This is a genomic window from Aeromonas sobria, assembly GCF_006243315.1.
In the GTDB taxonomy this organism is placed as follows: domain Bacteria; phylum Pseudomonadota; class Gammaproteobacteria; order Enterobacterales; family Aeromonadaceae; genus Aeromonas; species Aeromonas sobria_A.
Window position 1 is genome coordinate 108,565 of record NZ_NKWE01000027.1, and the last position, 23,401, is coordinate 131,965.

Consider the following 23,401-nt stretch of genomic DNA (forward strand, 5'->3'; position numbering starts at 1 on the left):
GTTTACAGCTTATCCCTCCCGCTGATTGCTGTCACATGGTTACGCCCGTCTTGAACTGGCAGATTGCCCCCCTTTTCTTTATCATTCCCCATCATTTTTGATTTTAAGATGCATCGCCATGGCAAAAGCCCTCTCTCTGATGCTTGCCCAGTTGAATCTGACGGTAGGCGCCATCGAAGATAACACTGACAAAGTGCTCGCTGCGGCGGCTCAGGCCGAGCAGCAAGGCGCTGATCTGCTGGTCTGCTCCGAGCTGGCCCTGACCGGCTATCCGCCGGAAGATCTGCTGCTGCGTGCCGATCTGATGATCCGGGTCGATGCCGCGTTGGCTCGCATTGCCGCATGGCAGGGCAACTGTGCCATTTTGGTGGGTCATCCCTGGCGTGAAGGGGAGGCGCTTTACAACGCGGCTTCCCTCTATGAGCAAGGCAAGCTGATAGCCCGCTACTTCAAGCAGGATTTGCCCAACTACGGCGTGTTTGACGAGAAGCGCTACTTCACTGCAGCTACTGAGACCTGCGTGGTACCGTTCCGTGGTCACCAGCTGGGGCTGCTGATCTGCGAAGATTTGTGGCAGCCGGGCCCGGCGCTGGCCGCCAAGGCAGCAGGGGCCGAGCTGCTGCTCACCATCAATGCGTCGCCCTACGATCAGGAGAAACCCTGGATCCGCCGCGAGCTGATGGCTGAGCGCTGTGATCAGACTGGCCTGCCGCTGGTCTACCTCAATCAGGTATGCGGTCAGGATGAGCTGATTTTCGACGGCTGCTCCAAGGTGTTCAACAGTCAGGGCGAGTTGACCCACAAGCTGGCCCCGTTTGCCGAAGAGCTGACGCTGGTACGCTTTGCCGATGGTCAGCCGCTGAAAGAGTGTGAACCGGCTGCGCCGCTCGAGCCGTTGGCCGAGACCTATCAGGCGTTGGTGCTGGCGGTGCGTGACTATGTCACCAAGAACGGCTTTCACGGGGCTGTGCTGGGCCTCTCCGGCGGCATCGATTCTGCACTGACGCTGGCCATCGCGGCCGATGCTATCGGGGCCGACAAGGTGCAGGCGGTGATGATGCCGTTCCGCTACACCGCCCAGATGAGTGTCGAGGATGCCAAGGAGCAGGCCGAACGGATGGGGGTTGAGTTCAACATCATCTCCATCGAGCCGATGTTCGAAGGTTTCATGACCCAGCTGGCGCCGCTGTTTGAAGGCACAGCCCGCGACACCACCGAAGAGAACCTGCAGGCGCGCTGCCGCGGTGTGCTGCTGATGGCGCTCTCCAACAAGCGCCGTCGCATCGTGCTGACCACCGGCAACAAGAGTGAAATGGCGGTTGGTTATGCCACGCTGTACGGTGATATGGCGGGCGGTTTCGACGTGCTGAAAGATGTGCCCAAGACGCTGGTCTTCAAATTGTGCGAATATCGCAACTCGGTTGACTACGTTATCCCGCAGCGGGTCATCGACCGTCCCCCTTCGGCAGAATTGGCGCCGGATCAGGTGGATCAGGACAGTCTACCCCCCTACGATATCCTCGATGCGATCCTCAAGCGCTATGTGGAAGAAGATGCCTCGGTCGCTGACATGGTGGCAGAAGGCTTCGAGGAGTCGGTAGTGCGTAAGGTGATCCGCTTGGTGGATCTCAACGAATACAAGCGCCGTCAGGCGGCGGTCGGGCCCCGTATTACGGCTCGCAACTTTGGTAAGGATCGCCGTTACCCCATTACATCCGGGTTCGGCAAACAGAACTGGTAAGGAGTCACCATGAAGAAGATTGAAGCCATCATCAAACCGTTCAAGCTGGACGATGTGCGCGAGGCCTTGGCCGAGATCGGCATCAACGGCATGACCGTATCCGAAGTCAAAGGCTTCGGCCGCCAGAAGGGTCATACCGAGCTCTATCGCGGCGCCGAGTATATGGTCGACTTCCTGCCGAAAGTGAAGGTGGAGCTGGTGGTGCAGGACGAGGATCTCGATGCCTGTCTGGAAGCGATCCAGAATACCGCTCGTACCGGCAAGATTGGTGATGGCAAGATCTTCGTCTGCGAGGTGGAGCGTGTCATTCGTATCCGTACCGGCGAAGAGAACGAAGACGCGATTTGACCTTGGCTATTTATTTACCTGACCAAGGGAACGAAGCGCGACCTCATCTGATGGGTTGGATGCGCTTTCTGGTCGTGGCCAGCCTGTTGGGTGGTCTGACCGCCTGCAGTACCCGCCCACCTGCTCAGCCGGAAAATCTGTGCCAGATTTTTCGCGAGAAGCCGGAGTGGCACAAGGCTGCGCTCAAGATGAACGAGAAGTGGGGGACGCCGATCCACGTGATCATGGCCATGATGTATCAGGAGTCCTCTTACGTACATGATGCCCAGCCGCCGATGCAGTATTTCCTCTTCATCCCGACCGGGCGGGCAAGTTCGGCCTATGGTTATGCTCAGGTGAAAGATGAAACCTGGGCTGATTACCAGCGGGAAACCGGCAACAGCTGGAGTGACCGCGATGACTTTGCCGACGCCATCGATTTTATGGGTTGGTACACTAACAAAGCCCAGCGGCTCAATGGCACCTCCAAGTGGGATGCCTATGGCCAGTACCTCAATTATCACGAAGGGTGGGGTGGCTACCGGCGTGGCAGCTATCGCAGCAAGGGGTGGTTGATGAAGACCTCGCGCAAGGTGGAGGCTCGCGCCCAGCGCTACGGCGCCCAGTACCGTCAATGCAAGGATCAGCTCTCCCGTGGGGGCTGGTTCTGGTAACCAAAGCAGGAGTCAGAAATGCCGTTATTGGACAGTTTTACCGTTGACCACACCCGTATGGAAGCGCCAGCGGTGCGTGTGGCCAAGACCATGCAGACCCCGAACAAGGACACCATTACCGTGTTCGACCTGCGTTTCTGCGTACCGAACCAGGAGATCCTCTCCGAGCGCGGTATCCATACGCTGGAGCACCTGTTCGCCGGTTTTATGCGTGATCACCTGAACGGCAACGGCGTGGAGATCATCGACATCTCCCCCATGGGTTGCCGCACCGGCTTCTACATGAGCCTGATCGGTGCGCCGGACGAAGCCCGTGTCGGCGCTGCCTGGCAGGCCGCCATGAGCGACGTGCTGACCGTGCAGGATCAGGCCAAGATCCCCGAGCTGAACGAGTATCAGTGCGGTACCTACAGCATGCACTCGCTGGAAGAGGCGCACGCCATTGCTCGCCATGTGCTGGAGCGCGGCGTTGGCGTCAACCACAACGACGAGCTGGCCCTGCCGGAAGATAAACTGAAGAGCCTGTGAGGCGGATGAGCTGTCGCTCGTCGGATAATCTCTTCGGGGAATGTGAAAAGAGCCGGTCAGCCATGCTGACCGGCTCTTTTTATCTCGCCAGACCACAATAGTGGGGGCGACTTGCCCCCCTTGCCGACTCTGACTAGGATGGTTTTTGACCTGAATCTGTTGGCGGAGGTGTGACGATGAAAGGGGTATTGCTACGTTGGCTGGCCCGTTACGACACGTGGTGCGAGGAGTGGGGGCTCACTCAGGAGAACCGGCGCTGCTGCACGCCGGTTCGTTATGATGATGATTCAAGCAAAGAGCGAGCTTGCCCAGAAGAGGCGGAACTCAATCAAAATTGCGGGTCACGGCACCGGTAACACTGTTGTACTCGAAGCCGAGGCCATTGGGGTGATCCGGGAAACGGCCGATGGAGTCGCGAAGAATATAGCTGCAATTGCTGTGAGTTTGACCATGCTCGTCGGTTGTATAACTGTCACTTACAGTTGATAGGTAGTCAGCTTTGTCTTTCAAGGCTTGGCTTTTATTGCTGGCTTCAACCGTGTATTCAGTTTCGAGTAACTCCTCGAAGACAAGCTTGCAGTCATCATTTCCAGAAATAGAAATATAGTCTGATGGCAATTTGGCCAGGTCATATGTCTCGTTTATGCCTTTTCCGCTGCCCTCTTCAGAGCCCACCGGCCAGCCATAGAGATTGATGTCCATATTCCGGGCGCCAAAACTTCCCAGATTATATAGAGCTAGCGCCTGTCCTTGTGTGGCAACCGCCCAGCCGGCATTTGCCAGCTGTACCGCACTGGCAAAGCTGCCAGCGGTCGCCGAGACCGTGCTTTTCAGGGCATCATCCTTGATATTGATAAAGCGGGGCAGGGCGGTGACGGCCAGGATCCCCAGCACTATGATCACCAGCACCAGTTCAATCAGAGTAAAGCCGTTGTTTCTATTGTTCATCATGTTCAATGACCCATTAAATCCCGCAAACAGGTTTGAGTGATATGCAGCTGATAGATACCCATTGCCATCTCGATTTTCCGGTTTTCGACCAGGACAGGGAGGCGTTGCTAGCCCGTTGCCGGGCATTAGGGGTGACGGAGTATATCATTCCTGCCATCGCAGAGGATAACTGGACTCGTGTGATGGCACTGGCAGATCAGCATACCGACCTGTTTTATGGTCTGGGCATTCACCCTTGGTATGCCGGCGAGCAGCGTGAAGGGGTAATGGATCGCCTGCGGATGCTGGTGATGAGCCAACCTGCCGGGCTGGTGGCCATTGGCGAGTGTGGACTGGATCTGCGCTCTCACGTGCCGCAGGAAGGGCAATTTGCGCTGTTTGAGGCTCAGATCCGGCTGGCTGCCGATGCCGGGTTGCCCCTGATGATCCATTCGGTGCGAGCCAACGATTCTGTGGCCAAGGTATTGCGCCGCTTCAAGCCGCCACGTGGTGGGGTGATCCACGCCTTCAGCGGTTCGTTGCAGCAGGCGGAGGCCTTCTGGCAACTGGGCTTTCGACTCGGGGTGGGTGGGGTGATCAGTTTTGAGCGGGCGAACAAGACGCGAGAGGTATTTCGGGCCATGCCGCTCGAGGCCCTAGTGCTGGAAACTGACTCGCCAGATATGCCGTTGCAAGGTGAACAAGGCGCCCGAAATACCCCGGAAGCGCTGCCGAAAATAGCGGAAATATTGATGACGTTGCGAGGGGAATCATCGGCTGATGTTGCCAAGGTGTTATTTGAAACTACCCAGCATATTTTCCATCACGACCAATCGCCATGAAACAAATTCGCAACACATGATTAAGTTGTCAGGAAAAAAAATGAGCGTAAAAATCGTTTGCTGTCTAATTTTGTGACACTTGGACATTTTGATAACGATAAAATGTGACCAGCATTCTATTTTATCGGGCATTAATTAGTATAATGCGCACCCCTTGGTTAGTGGCTGTTGTTCACATTTCACTAACAAGCTAGGTGCTACATAAGAGGATAAGATAATAATGAGTATAATCATGGGTCTGGTGGGGATGGTCACCCTCATCCTTATCGCGGTACTGTTCTCCAGCAATCGCAAAGCAATCAACATGCGCACAGTGGTAGGCGCCTTTGCGCTGCAAGCCGGTCTCGGTGCGTTTGTACTGTATGTTCCAGTTGGCCGCGATATTCTGGTTACCGTCTCTAATGGCGTCTCCAGTGTGCTGACTTTCAGTAAATTCGGTATCGACTTCCTGTTTGGTGGTCTGGTCAGCGACAAGATGTTTGAAGTGTTCGGTGGCGGTGGTTTTATCTTTGCCTTCCGTGTCCTGCCCGTCATCATCTTCTTCTCTTCGCTGATCGCTGTGCTCTATTACCTGGGCATCATGCAAGTGGTCATCAAGTTGCTGGGTGGTTCACTGCAGAAGGTACTGGGCACCTCCCGTACTGAATCTCTCTCTGCAACTGCCAACATCTTCGTCGGTCAGACTGAAGCCCCGCTGGTGGTTCGTCCTTATATCGCCAAGATGACTGACTCCGAGCTGTTCGCTGTCATGTGTGGCGGCCTGGCTTCTGTAGCCGGTGCGGTATTGGTTGGTTACGCCGCAATGGGCGTCAAGATGGAGTACCTGATTGCAGCCTCCTTCATGGCCGCTCCGGGTGGTCTGCTGTTCGCCAAGTTGCTGGTTCCCGAGACCGAGACCCCGAACTATGACGACGACTCTGTCAACGCCGAGCTGGATGACAAGCCTGCCAACGTGATCGACGCGGCTGCTGCGGGTGCCTCTGCCGGTATGCAACTGGCCCTGAACGTGGGTGCCATGCTGCTGGCCTTCATCGGCCTGATCGCCATGGTCAACGGTATTTTCTCCGGTGTCGGTGGCTGGTTTGGTATGCCAGAGCTCTCTCTGGAACTGCTGCTGGGCTGGTTCTTCGCCCCGCTGGCCTTCCTGATCGGTGTGCCTTGGCACGAAGCGGTCGTGGCTGGTTCCTTCATCGGTCAGAAAGTGGTGGTGAACGAGTTCGTGGCTTACCTGAACTTTGCTCCATACCTGAAAGATGAATTGCTGATCAATGGCGCGGCCATGTCTGACCACACCAAAGCGATCATCTCCTTTGCTCTGTGTGGTTTTGCCAACCTCTCCTCTGTTGCCATCCTGCTGGGTGGTCTGGGGTCGATGGCACCGAACCGCCGCGGCACTATCGCCCGTTTCGGTCTGAAAGCCGTATTGGCTGGCTCTTTGTCCAACCTGATGTCTGCCACTATCGCAGGCTTCTTCCTGGCACTGTCAGCCATGTAATAGCTGTCTGACTGACAGACTATAAACACCAACGCCACGGCATTTGCCGTGGCGTTGGTGTATGGGGCGGTGACAACCGTTTTCCTATCTAAACTGATAATAAAATGAGTCGGATCGGAGGTTATATGAATGAAGTATTACTGGCGATTGTGGCTGGCTTTATTGTCGGTTTGTTGTTTTCTTTCCTCAAATTACCGATCCCGGCACCACCCGTGTTATCGGGAGTGATGGGGATCATCGGTGTCTATCTGGGGGGGCTTGCTTACTCCTGGATCCTGACCCGCTTCTTTTCGTAAGGTTTTTTAGTCCCTGATTTGCCAGATGTGAGGTACCTCTGAAATTGGTAAATCCGGCTTGCAAACAGGGGGTATCTCGGCTGAAATAGGCGTTGCCAGCAGGGTGCTGGCAATGACTAATACTCGATGAAATCGGGTGTTGGCGGTCAAATGGAATTGATTGGGAACCCGGGTCAGATGTTGTCGGCCTTTCTCAAGTCTTCATGGAACCAAGTCCGCACTTTTGTAAGAAAGTGACAGGGCTCTTGCCTTATTTACAGTCGCAGTGCCTGCGGGATGCTTTGAATAGCATCCGGATAGTGCCGGTGCCTTCGCACTGTAATTCCATTCCCGTATAGCTGGGGATTACTGCTGGTGCATCCATCACTGGATGGCTTGGCGGTGGCCGGTTATCTGGATTAAATCGAGACTTTGGAGAATAGAATGACTGATCTGAATGTGGCCGCTCAGCGCGCCCTGAACCTGATGGACCTGACCACTCTGAACGATGACGACACCGATCAGAAAGTAATCGACCTGTGCCGCAAGGCCAAGTCACCGGCTGGCCTGACTGCCGCCGTCTGCATCTACCCCCGTTTTATTCCTATCGCTCGCAAGACCCTGCGTGACATCGGCGCTGCCGACGTGCGTATTGCGACCGTGACCAACTTCCCCCACGGCAACGACGACATCGAGATCGCCGTGGCCGAAACCCGTGCCGCTGTCGCCTACGGTGCCGACGAAGTGGACGTGGTATTCCCGTACCGTGCCTTCATGGCAGGCAATGAACAGATCGGTTTTGATCTGGTCAAAGCGTGTAAGGAAGCCTGTGGTGCCAAGGTGCTGCTGAAAGTGATCATCGAGACTGGCGAACTGAAAGAAGAGGCGCTGATCCGTCGCGCTTCCGAAATCTGTATCGATGCCGGTGCCGACTTCATCAAGACCTCTACCGGCAAGGTGCCGGTCAATGCGACCCCGGAAGCTGCCCGTATCATGATGGAAGTGATCAAGGCCAAGAATCCGAAAGTCGGCTTCAAGCCCGCTGGTGGCGTGAAAGACGCAGCCGTTGCCGGTCAGTATCTGGCCATGGCCGAAGAGATCCTCGGCAACGACTGGGTATCCGCCCGCACCTTCCGTTTCGGCGCATCCAGCCTGCTCGCCAGCTTGCTGGCCACCCTGGGGCACGGCGACAAGCCGGCCAACACCAGCGGTTACTAATAAGTTGATGACAGGGCGGGGGACTCCCGCCCTGTCAAGCCCCCACCAGAAGGTGTGCGGGCAAGGATTCAGGCTTGTTTGACGCCAGCAATGGCGGAGGGAATGAAAGATGTTTTTGCCTCAAGAAATTATTCGCAAGAAGCGCAACGGTGAAGCGCTCAGTACCCAAGAAATTCAATTCTTCATTCAGGGCATTACCAACAACACCATCGGCGAGGGGCAGATTGCCGCGCTGGCGATGGCGGTCTACTTCAAAGACATGACCATGGATGAGCGGGTTGCCCTGACCTGCGCCATGCGTGACTCCGGTATGGTACTGAATTGGGATCACCTCAATCTGGGTGGCCCGATTGTCGACAAACACTCCACTGGCGGTGTCGGTGATGTGGTTTCCCTGATGCTTGGCCCTATGGTCGCCGCCTGTGGCGGTTTCGTGCCGATGATCTCCGGTCGTGGTCTGGGCCACACCGGCGGTACCCTGGACAAGCTCGATGCCATTCCCGGCTACCAGACCTCGGTCGATAACGATCGTTTCCTGAAAGTGGTGAAAGAAGCGGGTGTCGCCATCATCGGCCAGACCGGCGATCTCGCCCCGGCTGACAAGCGTATCTATGCAGTACGGGACATCACCGCCACCGTCGAATCCATCGCGATGATCACCGGCTCCATCCTCTCCAAGAAGCTCGCCTCGGGGCTCGAAGCGCTGGTGATGGATGTGAAAGTGGGCTCCGGCGCCTTTATGCCGACCTTCGAAGCCTCCGAAGAGCTGGCCAAGAGCATTGTGGCCGTGGCCAACGGTGCCGGTTGCCGCACCTCTGCGCTGCTGACCGACATGAACCAGGTGCTGGCCTCCAGCGCCGGTAACGGGGTCGAAGTGCGCGAAGCGGTGCGTTATCTGACTGGTGAATACCGCAACCCGCGCATTCACGAAGTCACCATGAGCCTGAGTGCCGAGATGCTGATCTCCGCCGGTCTGGCCAGCGACGACAGCGATGCCCGTCGCAAGCTGCAGGCGGTGCTGGATAACGGCAAGGCTGCCGAGATCTTCGGTCGCATGGTCACTGGCCTCGGTGGCCCGGCCGATTTCATGGAGCGCTATGATGCTTACTTGCCGAAAGCTGCCATCGTGCGCCCGGTCTTCGCGGCCAACAGCGGGTTTGTGACCTCTATGGATACTCGCGAACTGGGTCTGGCCGTAGTGGCGATGGGCGGTGGTCGCCGCGCTGCCGGTGACAAACTGGATTATGCGGTCGGCTTGACCGACTTTATCCGCCTGGGTCAAAGCGTCGATGCTGACAAGCCGATCGCGCTGATCCACGCTCAGACTGAAGAGCAATATGCTCAGGCTGCCAGCATGGTGCAGGCGGCTGTCCGAATTGGTGGCGAGCGGCCACAGGCTCTGCCTGAAGTGTACCGTCGCATCACCCTGGCTGATTTGTAACAAGGGGAAGACCCATGAAACGTACCTTTATTCTGATGATGGACTCTTTCGGTATTGGCGCTGCTGCCGACGCCGAACAGTTCGGAGATGTGGGCGCCAACACCCTTGGTCATATCGCCAAGGCGTGTGCAGCCGGTGAGCTGGAAGGCCGTGGTGCCCTCAAGCTGCCCAACCTCAACAAGCTGGGTCTCGGCCACGCAGGGGAGCAGGCTTCCGGCTACTTCCCGGCAGGTCTGGACAAAGATATCGAGGTGGTCGGTGCCTACGGTTTTGCTCAGGAGCTCTCCTCCGGCAAGGACACCCCGTCCGGCCACTGGGAGATCGCCGGCGTGCCCGTGCTGTTCGAGTGGGGCTATTTCAAGGATCACACCAACAGCTTCCCGCAGGAGCTGCTGGACGCCATCGTCGAGAAGGCGGGTCTGTCCGGATATCTGGGCAACTGCCACGCTTCCGGCACCCAGGTGCTGGACGATCTGGGCGAAGAGCACATGAAGACCGGCAAGCCGATCCTCTACACCTCTGCCGACTCGGTGTTCCAGATTGCCTGTCACGAAGAGACCTATGGTCTCGAGAAACTCTATGAGCTGTGCCACATAGTGCGCGAGCTGCTGGAGCCCTACAACATTGGCCGCGTGATCGCGCGTCCGTTCGTCGGCAGCGGCAAGGGCAACTTCAAGCGTACCGGCAATCGTCACGACTACTCCGTGCTGCCGCCAGCACCGACTGTGCTCGACTATATGAAAGAGGCGGGTGGTCAGGTGGTCTCCATCGGCAAGATCGCCGACATCTACGCCAATCAAGGTATTACCAAGCAGGTGAAGGGTACAGGTCTGGTTGAGCTGTGGGATCGTACTCTGGAAGAGGTGAAAGCGGCCGGTGACAACACCATCGTCTTCACCAACTTCGTCGACTTCGACTCCTCCTATGGTCACCGTCGTGACGTGAAGGGTTACGCCGATGCGCTGGAGTACTTCGACGCCCGCCTGCCGGAGCTGTTCGAGATACTGCAGGACGGCGACGTGGTGGTGCTGACCGCCGACCACGGCTGTGACCCGACCTGGGGTGGCACCGACCACACCCGTGAATACATTCCGGTGCTGTTCTTTGGCAAGCCGGTCAAGGCCGGCTCTGTCGGTCGTCGCGAAACCTTTGCCGATATCGGCCAGAGCATCGCGGCGTACCACGGTCTGCCCAAGTTGCAGTACGGTACCAGCTTCCTGTAATTTACCCGCCCGCCACTTCGGCGGCGGGCAATTTATAAAACAATAAAACTCAACCTGTGTGAAGGAATCAAGAGAATGGCAACTCCTCATATCAATGCGAAAGATGGCGCCTTTGCTGATACCGTACTGATGCCGGGCGACCCCCTGCGCGCCAAGTACATCGCCGAAACTTTCCTGGAGAACGTTGAGCAGGTGTGCGATGTGCGCAGCATGCTCGGCTTTACCGGCACCTACAAGGGTCGTCGTATCTCCGTGATGGGCCACGGCATGGGTATCCCGTCCTGCTCCATCTACACCAAAGAGCTGATCACCGATTACGGTGTGAAGACTCTGATCCGCGTAGGCTCCTGTGGTGCTGTGCGTGAAGACGTGAAACTGCGTGACGTAGTGATTGGTATGGGTGCCTGCACCGATTCCAAAGTAAACCGTCTGCGTTTCAAGGACCATGACTTTGCAGCTATCGCTGACTTTGATCTGGTCGCCAATGCGGTACAGGCTGCCAAGAACAAGGGTACTCCGGTGCGCGTGGGTAACCTCTTCTCCGCCGACCTGTTCTACACCCCGGATCCCTCCATGTTCGACGTGATGGAAAAATACGGCATTCTGGGTGTCGAGATGGAAGCCGCCGGTATCTACGGTGTGGCTGCAGAGTACGGTGCCAAGGCACTGACCATCTGCACCGTCTCCGACCATATCCGTACCGGTGAGCAGACCACCTCTGAAGAGCGTCAGCTGACCTTCAACGACATGATCGAAATCGCACTGGACTCAGTGCTGCTGGGCGACAAGTAATCCCCCGGTAGTTGAATGAAAACGGCGGCCTTCGGGCCGCCGTTTTGCATTTCTGAGCCCGGAAGTAGAGGGTCAGAGGTCGAGGGCAAAGCGCCCCTTGCCCGCCATCTTGGCCCGATACATGGCGGCATCGGCCCGGTGCAGCAGCTCGTCGATATGGCAGTGCTGACCTGAGTGGCAGAGCGCCCCGCCGATGCTGCCCGCGAGCGGCAGCTGGTGGCGAGCCACATCCCACGGTTCGGCCATGGCGTCCAGCAGCCGTTGGCAGAGGACTGGCAGCTCCTGCTCCGGGTGGCGCAATGCCGGCAGTATGATGGTGAACTCGTCGCCCGCGAGGCGGGCCACCATGTCGCCGGGGCGCACTTGGGCGCAGAGCACGCTGGCGAAGCGGTGCAGCAGGGCATCCCCTACATGGTGCCCCAGCTGGTCGTTGATCGCCTTGAAACCATCCAGATCGAGAAACAGCAGGCCGAGCGCCTCCCCGTCATGGTGTACCCGCTCCAGCTCACGGCTCAGGCGCCGGGTGAAGGCGCGCCGATTGGGCAGGGCGGTGAGGGGGTCGTGGCTGGCGTCATGTTCAAGCTGGCTCTGCAGCGCCTTGAACTGAGTGATATCGGCACCCAGGATGTAGACCCCGGGCTCGTCGCCCACACTCGGGATCATGGTGATCTTGAGATCGCGCGGGCCTATGGGCAGCTCGAAGCGGTATTCGAAGCTCACCTGTTCCCCCGCCTGTGCCCGAGCCAGATAGCTCATGGCATTGAGGTAGGCGGCTTCACCGATCACCTCCCGCGCGCTCATCTCCAGCATGCGTTCTGGATTGAGCCCGAAATAGCGGCAGTAAGCCTGATTGGCAAACAGATAGCGCCCCTCTGGCGAGAGCATGCTGATGGTGACCGGCAGGCCATCGCTGATCGAGCGCAGTCGGGCACGGTTGCGCTCGACCTCGGCCATCGCCATATGCAACTGCTCGACGGTGGCCGACAGTTCGCGGGTGCGATCCCGCACCTGCATCGCCAGTCCCAGCTGCAGTTGCATCAACTTCTCTTCGGCCAGCTTGCGTTCGGTGAGGTCGGCAAACACCGCGATCAGGTGCGGTGCAGCAGTGCGACTTCTGCATAGTGTCACGCTCAGCTGTACCCAGCAGAGGGTGCCATCGGCGCGCAGCATCCGCTTCTCCAGCCGGTAGTGCTGGCGCTGGCCATCGAGCAGTGCCTGAAACAGCGGCAGCTCCCGCACCAGATCGTCGGGATGGGTCATGGTCTGCCAGGTGTGGCTCAGCATCTCGGATTCGCGATAACCGAGCAGCTGTTGCAGACCCGGATTGGCTTTGAGCCATACCCCTTCTAGTGAGGAGAGCGCCATGCCCACCGCCGACTGGTTGAAGGTCTGGGTAAAGAGATGCTCCTGATCTTCCAGTACATTGCTGAGGCTGCGCACCTGATGGCGCCGCTCAAGGTCGTGCAGGGTGTTCTCCACCAACAGACCGAAATCATCGAGATCCTGACACTGGGTCTCGTCCAGCTGGCGTGGCTTGCTGTCCACCAGACAGAGAGTGCCGAGCACTACCCCATCCAGCGCCCGCAGGGGGTGGCCAGCGTAGAAGACCACGTGGGGGGGGCCCGATCACCAGCGGGTTGTCGGTAAAGCGGGGGTCGAGGCGGGCATCCGGCACTTGCATGATGTCGGGCTGCAAAATGGCGTGGCCGCAGAAGGAGATATCCCGGCCAATCTCGCACAGGGCGATGCCGGTGCGGGCCAGAAACCACTGGCGATCGGTATCGGTCAGGGAGACCAGTGCCACGGGCAGATCAAAATGGCGGCTGATGAGGCGGGTCAGGCGATCCAGATGATCGATCGGCTCGCGATCGAGCAGCCCGAGGATCCGCAACCGCGCCAGCCGACTCTCTTCATCAACAGGGATTGGTGGGGCAATCATACTGAGCTCCTGCTGGTTCTACCCTCATGGGTATATACAAGGTGGCTGGGGGATTGACCCCGGTCTATGGCTGATCGGCCGGTTTGTGCTTTTTTTTGTGCTTGCGTACCCGCATGTAGTTACGGCGAATGCCGTAGGAGATAAGCAGGCCAGCCAGCAGGGCGACCAGCAGCATCAGACGCTGTTTCTCCTGCACCACCTTGAGCCGGGTGTCCTTGTCTGCCAGCATCTGTTGCTCTTCCAGGGTGATGCGCAGGAAGCCGATGGTCAGCTCACCATCCCGGATCTCCTGCACGAACTGGATCCGTCCCTTGCCCTGCTCCGGCAGTGACTTGTTATCGCTGCCGATGGGCAGCAGGCTCTCCAGTGGCACCGCCTGCTCCGACTGGGCGAGGGGGATGCCGCGTCCATCGTACAGGGTGGCATCGAGGATCTCCGGCTCCGCCGCCAGATCTCGCGCCAGCCGCTCCAGCTCGCTGCTCTTATCTTCTTTGATCCAGCGCTTCATGTCGCGGGCGGCGTAAGCAACCAGCGCCTGTGCCCGGCTGCGGGCTTCGTTGTGCAGCGAAGCCTGGCTTTCACCCTGCATATGGATAAGCACGCCGAGCACCCAGCATCCGAGCAGGATACCAGCAGCCAGGCTGAGAGCGCGTTTGATGGGAAGATGACGCTGCAAGCGTGAGACCTCATGGTGACAAGAAGTGGCGGGATCTTGGCGCTTGCCTGTACAAAAAGCAATACGCTACTCTGGGCCAGCATTGTTAACTCCCTGATCACCAAGGAAGGCGTATCCCTTATGTTGTTGTCCCGGCTCCCCCCGCTGTTATCCGATTGGCCCGCGTTGTTGTCCGGCGCACCCTGTTGGCAGCTCAACCCAGATGCGTTGCAACCGACAGAGACCCCGCTGGCAGGTGGCTGGCTGGTGCTGTTTGGCAAGGGGCTTGGCGCGCCCCATCTGGCACGTCTGGCGCCACTGTTGGCAGCGCAGGGACTGGCCGCCAACCTCTATCCTCCCGCCGAGGTGGCGGGCGTGCCACTGCTGCTGCTTGGCTGCGATGGTTTCTCCCCCGAGCTGGTTGCCGTGCTCAAAAGTGGTGAGTGGGAGATCGATCTCTGCCATCTGCCGGCGCTACCGACCCTGAGCGAACCCGGCCTACTGGTGATGGACATGGACTCCACCGCGATCCGCATCGAGTGTATTGACGAGATCGCCCGCCTTGCCGGGGTCGGCGAGCAGGTAGCGGCGGTAACGGCTGCAGCCATGCAGGGCAAACTGGAGTTCTCCGACAGCCTGCGTAACCGGGTGGCCCTGCTGGCAGGGGCGCCGGTCACCATTCTCGACGAAGTGGCCGCCAACATGCCGTGGATGCCCGGCTTGCAGCTGATGGTTGATACCCTCAAAGGGGCGGGTTGGAAGGTGGCCATTGCTTCCGGCGGTTTTACTCGCTTTGCCGGCGAGTTGCAGCAGGCGCTGGGGCTCGATGCCATCTTCGCCAACGAGCTGGCGGTGGATGGGGGGCGGCTGAGCGGCCAGGTGAGCGGGCGCATCGTCGATGCCAGCGTCAAGGCCGAGGTGCTGCAGCAGCTGGCGCAGCAGTACGGCATTGCTGCCGCCCAGACCGTGGCCATCGGCGATGGCGCCAACGATCTCAAGATGATGGGAGTGGCGGGCCTTGGCATCGCCATTCATGCCAAACCGCTGGTGCGGGCACAGGCGGCGGCCACCCTCAATCATCACGATTTGGAAGGGGTGATCTGCCTGCTGGCGGCGCGGGCCTGTAGCGAGCGGCGCTGGGGCCAGCGCTGACAGTGTTTCAAGGAGAAAACCAAGACAATGGAATTGTTGCAGCAGTCTCTCTTTATCCCCTGTGGTGGCCATCAACTGCATGTGCGCCACATCAAGCCCCGGGTTGCCGTGCATCATGGCGAGCCGATCCTGATGGTGCATGGCGCCATCGAAAATGGCCGGATCTTCTACACAGAATCGGGCAAGGGTCTGGCCTGCTTTTTGGCCCGCCACGGTTATCAGGTCTATGTGGCCGATTTGCGGGGGCGAGGGCTCAGCACTCCGGCCATCGCCGAGCAGTCAGGGCATGGTCAGCACGAACTGATCACCGAGGATCTGCCAGCTCTGCAGCGCTGGATTGCCGAGCGCCATCATGGCTTCAAGGTACACTGGGTGGCCCACTCCTGGGGCGGCGTCATCATGGCGTCGACCCTGGTGCGCTTCCCCGAACTGGCAGATCAGGTGGCCAGCTTGCTGTTCTTTGGCACCAAGCGCGGGGTGTCGGTGCACAATCCAGAGCGTTGGCTGAAAGTCGATCTGATCTGGAACCGGCTGGCCCCCTGGCTGGCCCGCCGCCGCGGTTTTCTGGCGGCTCGCAATCTGAAGATAGGTGCCGATGACGAGTCGCTGCGCTATCTGCAGGAGACCATCCCCTGGGTCAAGTGCGGCCCCTGGCAGGATCCTCACGACGGCTTTGCTTATGATGAAGCGGCTGCAGGGGTTAACTGGCCACCGCTCTGGATGATCTCGGCCAGAGCCGACAAGGTATTGGGTCATCCGACCGATGTGCGCCGTTTCAGTGATGAGATGGGCTCGGCAACTCGTCACACCCGCCTTGGCCGGGACAACGGCAACCGGCTCGATTACGACCACATCAACATGCTGACCGCCCCGCAGGCCCAGGAGGATCACTTCCCCCAGATCCTCGAGTGGCTGCAAGCGCCATCTGCTGCATGACAAACAGGGCGCATCATGCGCCCTGTTTTGTGCAGAACAAGGTCAGTTTTACGGCTCAGTGATCCCGAGCCGGAACAGGGTGGCCTGAGTGGTGTCGGTCAGCTCCCCCACGCCCACTACACTCCAGAGCTCCTCCTCCAGCTTTTTAGCTTTGTGGATGGCAAACTTGGCGATGTAGTCCAGCTCGTTGGCGATGAAGTTGGTATCGGGCCGCCCGGTACGGGAGATGCCGACCAGTACCGAGTAGAACTCCCCCTGTCGCTGTGCCAGTTCGATAAACTGACGCTTCTCTTTCGCGCTGACCAGGCTGCTGGCCAGTCGACTGTTGAAGACGGGGAGCCCTGCCTTGGTCTGGATACTGGCAATATAGACCTCATCCTCTCTGGGCTTGTCCTCCCGCTCGATGGCGCGCAGCGGGGTCATCAGCAACTCTTTGAGCAGCTCCCCCTGAAATAGCGGGTAGAGGTTCTCCTGTTCCGGCAGCTCGGCACAGGCTTGCAGCAGTTGCTGCAAACTGCGTGGCTGCAGCGATTTGCCGATAGAGGCCGGTTTGGGGGCGCCTTTCAGCTTGTTGACGTAGACCGGCGAGTTGAACAGGTGGTGGGTATAGATGTTACGCAGGGCTCGCGCCAGCCCGCGATAGCGCCGCTGCTCCTGCGCTGCCTTTAGCTTGTTCTGATTGCTCTCGATCAGCAGGCTGAAGAACTGGCGGCCGGTGTGGCGGTCTGAATCCCCCTCAATACAGAGGTGCAATACGGTGCGGGTCATGTTGATGCTGACCAGCCGGTAGGAGAGGTGCTGCAGATCCATGCTCTTGGAGAGCTCCTGCAAACGGGGCAGGGCTATGGTCACCACATCGCTCTTTTCACCAATGAAGGCCTCTTCCAGCTCGATCTGCAGGCCGTGGGTCGAGATGTCGCGGGTCCAGCCGAGCCAGGATTTGCCATTATGGTGGATGGCGACCGCCGTCTTGTGGATGTAGCGGGACTCTTTGCGCAGCTGGACATAGTGCAGGGTCTCGATTTCAAACGGCACAGCCCCCTGTTCGTGACCAAAACGCTGCAGCTCGTTGGCATTGTTATTGATTGCCTCCTGATGGAACTCCTCACGTTGGGACTCCTGACTGATATCTTGTATCAAGCCGCAATAGCCGATCTGCTTGAGTCGCTCGAGCAGCAGAATATCTTGCAGCTGGGGGCTATCTTGCCCCTGTAACTGGCCGACATCCGCCTCGACCAGATCGCACGCCTCCATGCTGAATTTGTAGATGCGCCAGCTGGGGCGACGGGAGCCGACCTGAAAGAAGAGGGCGGTGAGGCCACTTTGGCGCAATTCATCGATGGTGGCGGAGAAAAAGTAGATATGGCTGCGTACCGTGTGGGTAAAGCAGTAAATGATCGTCTCTGTGGTGGTGCCCGGAGCCGGGCACAGTTGCTTCATCCGATCTGCATTGAACAAACCGGCCAGAGCGTCACGGTTCTTCTCGTCCCGCCAATACTCCAGCAGGTGCTGGTTGTTCTCGGTACGCAGGGCGATCTCCAGGTGAGGGCTGTCACCGGTGCCGAAGAACAGCGGCATGCCGGTCATCCGCGGCAGGTAGAACTGCTCGTATCCCTTGATGATGGCGGCAGAGAGCAGGTAATCGACACTGACCCGATAGCGGGCCTTGTTGGCTTCTATGAATTCGCCGAGAAAGGCATCAAAGGCTGCGTGCTCGCCTGCGCGTACCAATCGTAGCCAGAACTTTCCGTCTTTAATCTCTTCGCCCAGGATCTGGTAGCCGACCGACTGGTGCAGCACCGGATTGGGGGTGTCTCGCTCCAGCCCGGTGAAGAATACCTCCACTTGAGCACCGGTATGGTAATTGGGCAGGTAGGGGACAGAGACTCTCATCCCCCCCAGCGAGAGATCAGAACTCTTGGCAAACAGCTTCTCGCCATCCTGCATCTTGATCAGCAGTGGTGAGCTAAAGTGCATCCGCTCCTGACGGCGGCCGTAGTAGCTGGCAAAGGCGATGGTATTGACATCATATTGCCGGAAGGGGCTGGCTGGTGGCGAGAGTTGACCGTCTGCGCGGGTATGATGGCGCTGTTTTTGCCACTGTTGCAGCGCCTCATAGACGCCGAGGGTATAGATATCGCGGTAGAGATAGCATTGGGACTGGAACAGCCCGATCGCGTCGGCAGGCATGAAGTGGGTGATGCCATCGAACTCATGCACCAGGCTCTCATCTTCCAGTTCGTCACGCATATCAATGACCCTGCGGCAGGGCGAGCACTTGCGTTTGAGCTCCATCTTGATCAGAAAACGGCTATTGCTGTTCTCTTCATGGGTGATGCGCTGGAAGAGCTCCTCGAAGTCCTTCTCCCGCAACAAGGGGACGAGCTGTTCAATCAGATGTTGCTGGTGTTCTGAATCCATGTGTTCCTGCCACGGAAAGTCATTTTTCCGATTCTGGGTTTGATATGTCGGTCGCAAACAAGTATATCAAGCAGGAATTCATCCTGTCCCCGAGTTATCAATGGCCAAAAATAAAACTGCTTATGTTTGTTCTGAATGTGGTGCCGACTTCACACGCTGGCAGGGTCAGTGTAGCGAGTGCAAGGAGTGGAATACCATTACCGAGGTGCGGCTTGGCTCGGTGACCCCGGCAGGCAAGAGTGCCCGCTACACCGGCTATGCCGGGGCGATTGGGAGTAAGGTTCAGACATTGGCAGAGATCGCCACCACCGAGATCCCCCGCTTTTCCTCCGGTTTCAAGGAGCTGGACCGGGTGCTTGGCGGCGGTGTGGTGCCCGGCTCGGCCATTCTGATCGGCGGCAACCCGGGTGCGGGCAAGTCGACCTTGTTGTTGCAGACTATGTGCGGTCTGGCGGAGCGGATGAAAACCCTCTATGTCACCGGTGAGGAGTCCCTCCAGCAGGTCGCGATGCGCGCCAGTCGCCTCGGCCTGCCGACTGACAAGCTGCGGATGCTCTCCGAGACCAGCGTCGAGCAGATTTGCCTGATTGCCCAGCAGGAGCAGCCGCAGATCATGGTGATCGACTCCATCCAGGTGATGCATGTGGCGGATGTGCAGTCTTCGCCGGGTTCGGTCTCCCAGGTGCGTGAAGCGGCGGCGCTGCTGACCCGCTACGCCAAGCAGAACCATGTGGCCATCTTCATGGTGGGTCACGTGACCAAGGATGGCAGTCTGGCAGGCCCCAAGGTGCTCGAACACTGTATCGACTGCTCGGTGCTGCTCGATGGCGGCCATGACTCCCGTTTTCGAACTCTGCGTTCCCACAAGAACCGCTTCGGCGCGGTCAACGAGCTGGGGGTGTTTGCTATGACTGAGCAGGGGATGCGGGAGGTGAGTAACCCTTCCGCCATCTTCCTCAGCCGGGGTCAGGAGCAGGCGCCCGGCTCCATAGTGATGGTGATCTGGGAGGGCACCCGACCGCTGCTGGTGGAGTTGCAGGCGCTGGTGGACTATTCCCAGCTCTCCAACCCGCGCCGGGTGGCGGTGGGGATGGATCACAACCGGCTCGCCATGTTGCTGGCGGTGCTGCACCGTCACGGTGGCTTGCAGATGGCGGATCAGGATGTCTTCATCAACGTGGTCGGTGGGGTCAAGGTCGAGGAGACCAGTGCGGATCTGGCGCTGCTGCTGGCGATGGTCTCCAGTTTCCGGGATCAGGCGCTGCCCAAGGATCTGGTGGTGTTCGGCGAAGTGGGCCTCTCCGGCGAAATTCGCCCGGTGCCGTCCGGCCAGGAGCGGTTGCAGGAGGCGGCCAAACATGGTTTTCGTCGGGCCATAGTGCCACACGCCAATGCCCCCAAGCACCCCATCGAAGGGATGGAAGTGGTGCCGGTCAAGAAGTTGTCTGATGCACTTGAAGCGCTGTAACGGTAGATGTGAGTAGTGAGCGTTGGCCAATGTTGGCCAACTAGCATTGCAACAAAAAGAGCGCCGCGGCGCTCTTTTTGTCAAAGCGTAGCAGCCATCAGGGTTGGCTCTGTTCCAGGTGCTCGCTCAACAGTTGCTCCAGCTCGCGGTGCAGCAGCGTTTCATCGCCGACGTTGAGTTCGATCATCCGTTTGAGGTGGGTGGCGCTGTCGATATCGATATGGTGGCAGTAGAAGCCCAGCTTCTTGCTGGCTTCATGGTTAAGCTGAACCTGCATCTTGATCTCGATATCGCTACCGCTCAGGACAAAACTCAGCTGGTACTCCTTGTTGTCTCGGCTCTCCCAGTCATCGGGGCGGACCAATAAGGCTCCCTGCAAAGAGACGTCGACAAGTTGAGTTTGCCACTTTTTTTCCCCTTGGGTGAGTTCTGACATGGTCAAGTAGAGGATCCGTGCAAAACGGCGGCGCTCAGACATGCTCATCTCCTGTATGCAATATAAGTAAAGACGCAGTGGTCATTACTCTGAGTGTAATCCACCTTGGTTGCCCATATCTTGAACTTGATCCGAAAATGGGGTTCAGGCTTGCTGGGCACTCAAGGATTCCACCACATGTAGCGTCTTTACCAGCCGATCTTCCTGTTTAAAGCGATCTTCCAGTACTGGTCCCAACTCGTTGAGATCATCGTCAAGTAGTAGCAATTGGGCCTCATCGGCATCACTGTACTTGTCATTAAACTCGAGGGCGAATTCGGTGCTGGTACGGATATGGGGGTAAATACGTTTTGCCAGTTCAAGGGTTTCGCCATTGGCTTGCTCGAACGCAGTGACAACATGGTGGTAGATTTCGAAATGACCCGCGCTGACATAGTCGACCAGTCTGTCGCAAAATTGCTGTAGCTGTTCGGTCTTGGGCAGGCTGCGCTGCTTGGTGCGGGCCGGGGTGAGCCCTGCCAGGCGCATATAATCGACCAGCAAGGCTTGCCTTGCATCCAGCCAATCATCGATTGCTTTGTGTTTACCTGCCAGCGCTTGTTTGGTCTGTTCCAGTTTTGTCAACATAATCCCTCCATGGGACAAAGGCCGGGCGACTGATGTGGCTTCCGAGCCGTTAGAACGGTGACACTGTCTATAACTAGGGAAAATCTGGGCAAGCGTCAATAGGCTGGCCGGGATATTGTTAAGTGACGAAGAAATAGGCGGCAGATTGTTTAACCGTGCTTGCAGTTTTCAGGCCTGATGAGGGTTTTTCGCGTGTGGAATGTGACTATTTTCGCAGATCTTGATGAAAACCCCAGCGTTTGGCGTGCACCACTCGATAAAGCCTTTGCCTGAGTGTTTTTTTTTGCATAGAGTGAGCCAGCGCTAAATGCCCGATCATAAAGGAAATGTTATGAACAAAGCTCAACTTGTAGATGCGATTGCCGCCAAAGCAGACCTGAGCAAAGCTCAGGCTAAAGTGGCTCTGGAAGAGATTATCAATGGTATTACCCAGAGCTTGAAAGAAGGTGATGCTGTGCAACTGGTCGGTTTTGGCACCTTCAAGGTCTCCCACCGCGCAGGCCGCACCGGTCGTAACCCGCAAACTGGTCAAGAGATCCAGATTGCTGCGGCCAACGTGCCTTCATTCGTGGCTGGCAAGGCGCTGAAAGACGCCGTCAAGTAAGTCCGAAAGTCTGTTTTGTCCAATGCCAGTCAGCTTGCTGACTGGCATTGTTTTTATGGGGTTTTCCCATCTTTCCGGTTAGTGCTTCCTGAGATTTCCCGCTGTTCCGGTTCCTTCTGTCAGCCTTGCTGTGGCTGTGACCTCATGCCGTCTGCGGGGTAGCTGGCAGTGGCCAGATCCGCTCATAGGCCCAGGTAAAGCCGATGATGTAGACCAGGTAGAAGGCGACGAAGCCGAGGTCCAGCATCAGAGCATCCCACAACCCCAGTTCGAGCCAGAACATGACGCAGGGGAGAGAGAGCATCATAAAGCTCGCTTCATAACCCAAGGCATGGAGAAAACGATCGAGTGGTCGCTTGTTGGTGCGCCCGCACAGTTTGAGTAATCCCTTGTCGAACAACAGGTTCCAGCCGTAGGTCCAGGCTGTGGCGACGATGGAAAAAAAGATGGCCAGCGAACCGACCTCAGCCACCCCCTGCCCGAACAACTGGCTGATCAGCGGTGCGACCAGTGCCAGTCCGATGCCTTCGTAGAGAACCAGATAACGAAGTCGATCCGGGGTGGTGCGCAGTTGGGTACTACTCATGTGATGTGCCTCCTGTGGGAGGCGCATTCTAATCAGGGAGTGGTTAAAAGAGAAGCACCCTGACCCGTCAGAGCATGAGTGGAGGAGCCATCATGGTGGTACTCCCTCTCTGCGGCACTTCTCTTGGTTGTTAGCTCTGAGCCGTTAACCCTGCGATCAGGCGCCGGTTGGCGTGACCCGGGTCAGCATGGCAAAGCCCTCTTCCACCAGATTGAGCTGAACCCTGACTTGGCCGAGATCGGCCAGGGTGGCGACATGGGTGCCACCACAGGGGATGGTCACCTCTTTCTCTTCCAACATGCAGTGCCAGTAGCGCGAATCGATGATCGCCTCGCCAGCCCGGCTGCGGCGGATCTCGCCCCCGGCTGAAATCCAGTCGGCCAACTGTTGGTTGACCTGCTCTTCAATCAACGCCAGATCCGCCAGCAGCACCTCGCTGTTCACCCCCTTCTTGCGCAGGCTTTTGCCGATGCGGTACTGCTCTTGGGAGCCCATGGGCTCGACCCGTGAAGTCAGGATGGCAAGGCGGTCGAAGTCCGGCTGATCCAGTGCATCACGCTCACTCACCTCCTTACGCCAGTAGGGGATGAGTACCCGATTTAGGGCCAGCGCCGCCAGATGGCAGCCGCTATGGCCCAGACTCAGGGCGTGGCGGGCCGCGCTATCCACCTGCAACTCAACCTGGCTGCCGACGGCCAGCTCGTGGTCACCAGTCAGCGGATGGACCACCACGAACCGCCACCCCTCAGCTCCCCGTTTGACCGGAATCGCGGTGTCTACGAACAGCTCGCCATCTGGGCTGATGGCGCCCATCCGGCAGGGGCCAACGGCTGCTTCGCCCCCTTCCCAGCGAGCATGGCCGACATCTCCCGGCTGATCGGGCCAGAGATGACTTTGCGGATGAAAAGGGGTGAGGTCGGTGACCAGTAGCGTGGTCTCACCGGGCTGGCAGCAGACCACGCTGGCTTGCTCCTGATGATGGCCCAGCACGAAGCTGGCTCGGGTATGTTCCATGGCGAGGCTCCCACAACGATATGAAGAGAAAGGAAAGGTGGCAGCATACGCCAAAGTGGCAAGGGGCTCATTAACCA

24 protein-coding genes are annotated in these 23,401 nt (G+C 58.2%); 15 read left to right on the forward strand and 9 right to left on the reverse strand.

Features of this window, described 5'->3' with window-relative positions; all coding sequences use genetic code 11:
- The first annotated feature begins 118 nt into the window (after positions 1-118).
- Genes CF137_RS09335 through luxS form a run of 4 tightly spaced genes read left to right on the forward strand, consistent with a single transcriptional unit; the run spans position 119 to position 3,270 of the window.
- Complete coding sequence (locus CF137_RS09335) at positions 119-1,741, forward strand: NAD+ synthase (RefSeq protein WP_139718827.1); 1,623 nt, start codon at positions 119-121, stop codon at positions 1,739-1,741.
- Between the two features lie 9 nt (positions 1,742-1,750).
- Positions 1,751-2,089 carry a nitrogen regulatory protein P-II gene (gene glnB, locus CF137_RS09340; RefSeq protein ID WP_005308848.1) on the forward strand — a complete coding sequence of 113 codons (339 nt, stop codon included), beginning with the start codon at positions 1,751-1,753 and terminating at the stop codon, positions 2,087-2,089.
- 59 nt (positions 2,090-2,148) lie between these two features.
- Positions 2,149-2,742 (forward strand): transglycosylase SLT domain-containing protein, encoded by a 594-nt coding sequence (locus CF137_RS09345; protein ID WP_275066015.1) that lies wholly within the window; start codon positions 2,149-2,151, stop codon positions 2,740-2,742.
- An 18-nt stretch (positions 2,743-2,760) separates the two neighbouring features.
- The gene (gene luxS / locus CF137_RS09350; protein ID WP_139718829.1) at positions 2,761-3,270 is read left to right on the forward strand and encodes an S-ribosylhomocysteine lyase; all 510 of its coding nucleotides are present in this window, start codon (positions 2,761-2,763) and stop codon (positions 3,268-3,270) included.
- Between the two features lie 324 nt (positions 3,271-3,594).
- Here the strand turns inward: luxS and CF137_RS09360 are convergent, their stop codons facing one another.
- Positions 3,595-4,221, reverse strand: a complete 627-nt coding sequence (locus tag CF137_RS09360) for a type II secretion system protein (RefSeq protein ID WP_139718831.1) — start codon at positions 4,219-4,221, stop codon at positions 3,595-3,597.
- Positions 4,222-4,262: 41 nt separating this feature from the next.
- On the opposite strand from CF137_RS09360, the gene CF137_RS09365 reads away from it, so the two are divergent.
- From CF137_RS09365 to deoD, 7 genes are all read left to right on the forward strand, one after another.
- Positions 4,263-5,042 (forward strand): TatD family hydrolase, encoded by a 780-nt coding sequence (locus tag CF137_RS09365; protein ID WP_139718832.1) that lies wholly within the window; start codon positions 4,263-4,265, stop codon positions 5,040-5,042.
- Positions 5,043-5,262: 220 nt separating this feature from the next.
- Positions 5,263-6,537 carry a NupC/NupG family nucleoside CNT transporter gene (locus CF137_RS09370; RefSeq protein ID WP_068977402.1) on the forward strand — a complete coding sequence of 425 codons (1,275 nt, stop codon included), beginning with the start codon at positions 5,263-5,265 and terminating at the stop codon, positions 6,535-6,537.
- Between the two features lie 125 nt (positions 6,538-6,662).
- Entirely contained in the window at positions 6,663-6,833 is a 171-nt protein-coding gene (locus CF137_RS09375) for a XapX domain-containing protein (protein WP_042024325.1), read from the forward strand.
- A 423-nt stretch (positions 6,834-7,256) separates the two neighbouring features.
- The gene (gene deoC / locus CF137_RS09380; protein ID WP_042024326.1) at positions 7,257-8,030 is read left to right on the forward strand and encodes a deoxyribose-phosphate aldolase; all 774 of its coding nucleotides are present in this window, start codon (positions 7,257-7,259) and stop codon (positions 8,028-8,030) included.
- Positions 8,031-8,139: 109 nt separating this feature from the next.
- Positions 8,140-9,471 (forward strand): thymidine phosphorylase, encoded by a 1,332-nt coding sequence (deoA, locus tag CF137_RS09385; protein ID WP_139718833.1) that lies wholly within the window; start codon positions 8,140-8,142, stop codon positions 9,469-9,471.
- Positions 9,472-9,485: 14 nt separating this feature from the next.
- A complete protein-coding gene (locus tag CF137_RS09390) occupies positions 9,486-10,694 on the forward strand; it encodes a phosphopentomutase (protein WP_139718834.1) in 1,209 nt (402 codons plus the stop codon).
- Positions 10,695-10,769: 75 nt separating this feature from the next.
- Positions 10,770-11,486, forward strand: coding sequence for a purine-nucleoside phosphorylase (gene deoD, locus CF137_RS09395; RefSeq protein WP_042024331.1), 717 nt, complete (start codon positions 10,770-10,772; stop codon positions 11,484-11,486).
- Positions 11,487-11,558: 72 nt separating this feature from the next.
- Here deoD and CF137_RS09400 read toward each other — a convergent pair whose 3' ends face one another.
- From CF137_RS09400 to CF137_RS09405, 3 genes are all read right to left on the reverse strand, one after another.
- Entirely contained in the window at positions 11,559-13,097 is a 1,539-nt protein-coding gene (locus tag CF137_RS09400) for a sensor domain-containing protein (protein ID WP_240038535.1), read from the reverse strand.
- Entirely contained in the window at positions 12,979-13,425 is a 447-nt protein-coding gene (locus CF137_RS22260; protein WP_240038536.1) for a GAF domain-containing protein, read from the reverse strand. Before CF137_RS22260 ends, CF137_RS09400 begins: the two co-directional genes overlap by 119 nt.
- 64 nt (positions 13,426-13,489) lie before the next feature.
- Positions 13,490-14,101 (reverse strand): AhpA/YtjB family protein, encoded by a 612-nt coding sequence (locus tag CF137_RS09405; protein WP_101317922.1) that lies wholly within the window; start codon positions 14,099-14,101, stop codon positions 13,490-13,492.
- Between the two features lie 120 nt (positions 14,102-14,221).
- Here CF137_RS09405 and serB point away from each other — a divergent pair, with 120 nt between their 5' ends.
- Together serB and CF137_RS09415 are read left to right on the forward strand one after the other, a co-directional pair.
- Complete coding sequence (gene serB, locus CF137_RS09410) at positions 14,222-15,232, forward strand: phosphoserine phosphatase SerB (protein ID WP_139718835.1); 1,011 nt, start codon at positions 14,222-14,224, stop codon at positions 15,230-15,232.
- Between the two features lie 27 nt (positions 15,233-15,259).
- Positions 15,260-16,168, forward strand: coding sequence for an alpha/beta fold hydrolase (locus CF137_RS09415; protein ID WP_139718836.1), 909 nt, complete (start codon positions 15,260-15,262; stop codon positions 16,166-16,168).
- Positions 16,169-16,216: 48 nt separating this feature from the next.
- On the opposite strand, the gene CF137_RS09420 is transcribed toward CF137_RS09415, so the two are convergent.
- Positions 16,217-18,589 (reverse strand): PilZ domain-containing protein, encoded by a 2,373-nt coding sequence (locus tag CF137_RS09420; RefSeq protein ID WP_139718837.1) that lies wholly within the window; start codon positions 18,587-18,589, stop codon positions 16,217-16,219.
- A 100-nt stretch (positions 18,590-18,689) separates the two neighbouring features.
- Here CF137_RS09420 and radA point away from each other — a divergent pair, with 100 nt between their 5' ends.
- Entirely contained in the window at positions 18,690-20,057 is a 1,368-nt protein-coding gene (gene radA / locus CF137_RS09425) for a DNA repair protein RadA (RefSeq protein WP_068977410.1), read from the forward strand.
- Positions 20,058-20,154: 97 nt separating this feature from the next.
- Here radA and CF137_RS09430 read toward each other — a convergent pair whose 3' ends face one another.
- Complete coding sequence (locus CF137_RS09430; RefSeq protein ID WP_042024345.1) at positions 20,155-20,535, reverse strand: PilZ domain-containing protein; 381 nt, start codon at positions 20,533-20,535, stop codon at positions 20,155-20,157.
- A gap of 102 nt (positions 20,536-20,637) precedes the next feature.
- Positions 20,638-21,120, reverse strand: coding sequence for an Rsd/AlgQ family anti-sigma factor (locus CF137_RS09435; RefSeq protein ID WP_042024348.1), 483 nt, complete (start codon positions 21,118-21,120; stop codon positions 20,638-20,640).
- 331 nt (positions 21,121-21,451) lie between these two features.
- Here CF137_RS09435 and hupA point away from each other — a divergent pair, with 331 nt between their 5' ends.
- Complete coding sequence (gene hupA / locus CF137_RS09440) at positions 21,452-21,724, forward strand: nucleoid-associated protein HU-alpha (protein ID WP_042024350.1); 273 nt, start codon at positions 21,452-21,454, stop codon at positions 21,722-21,724.
- A gap of 142 nt (positions 21,725-21,866) precedes the next feature.
- Here hupA and CF137_RS09445 read toward each other — a convergent pair whose 3' ends face one another.
- On the reverse strand, positions 21,867-22,310 hold the full coding sequence (locus tag CF137_RS09445) for a PACE efflux transporter (protein WP_139694395.1): 444 nt from the start codon (positions 22,308-22,310) through the stop codon (positions 21,867-21,869).
- Between the two features lie 156 nt (positions 22,311-22,466).
- Positions 22,467-23,324, reverse strand: coding sequence for an alanyl-tRNA editing protein (locus CF137_RS09450; RefSeq protein ID WP_139718838.1), 858 nt, complete (start codon positions 23,322-23,324; stop codon positions 22,467-22,469).
- Positions 23,325-23,401 lie beyond the last annotated feature (77 nt).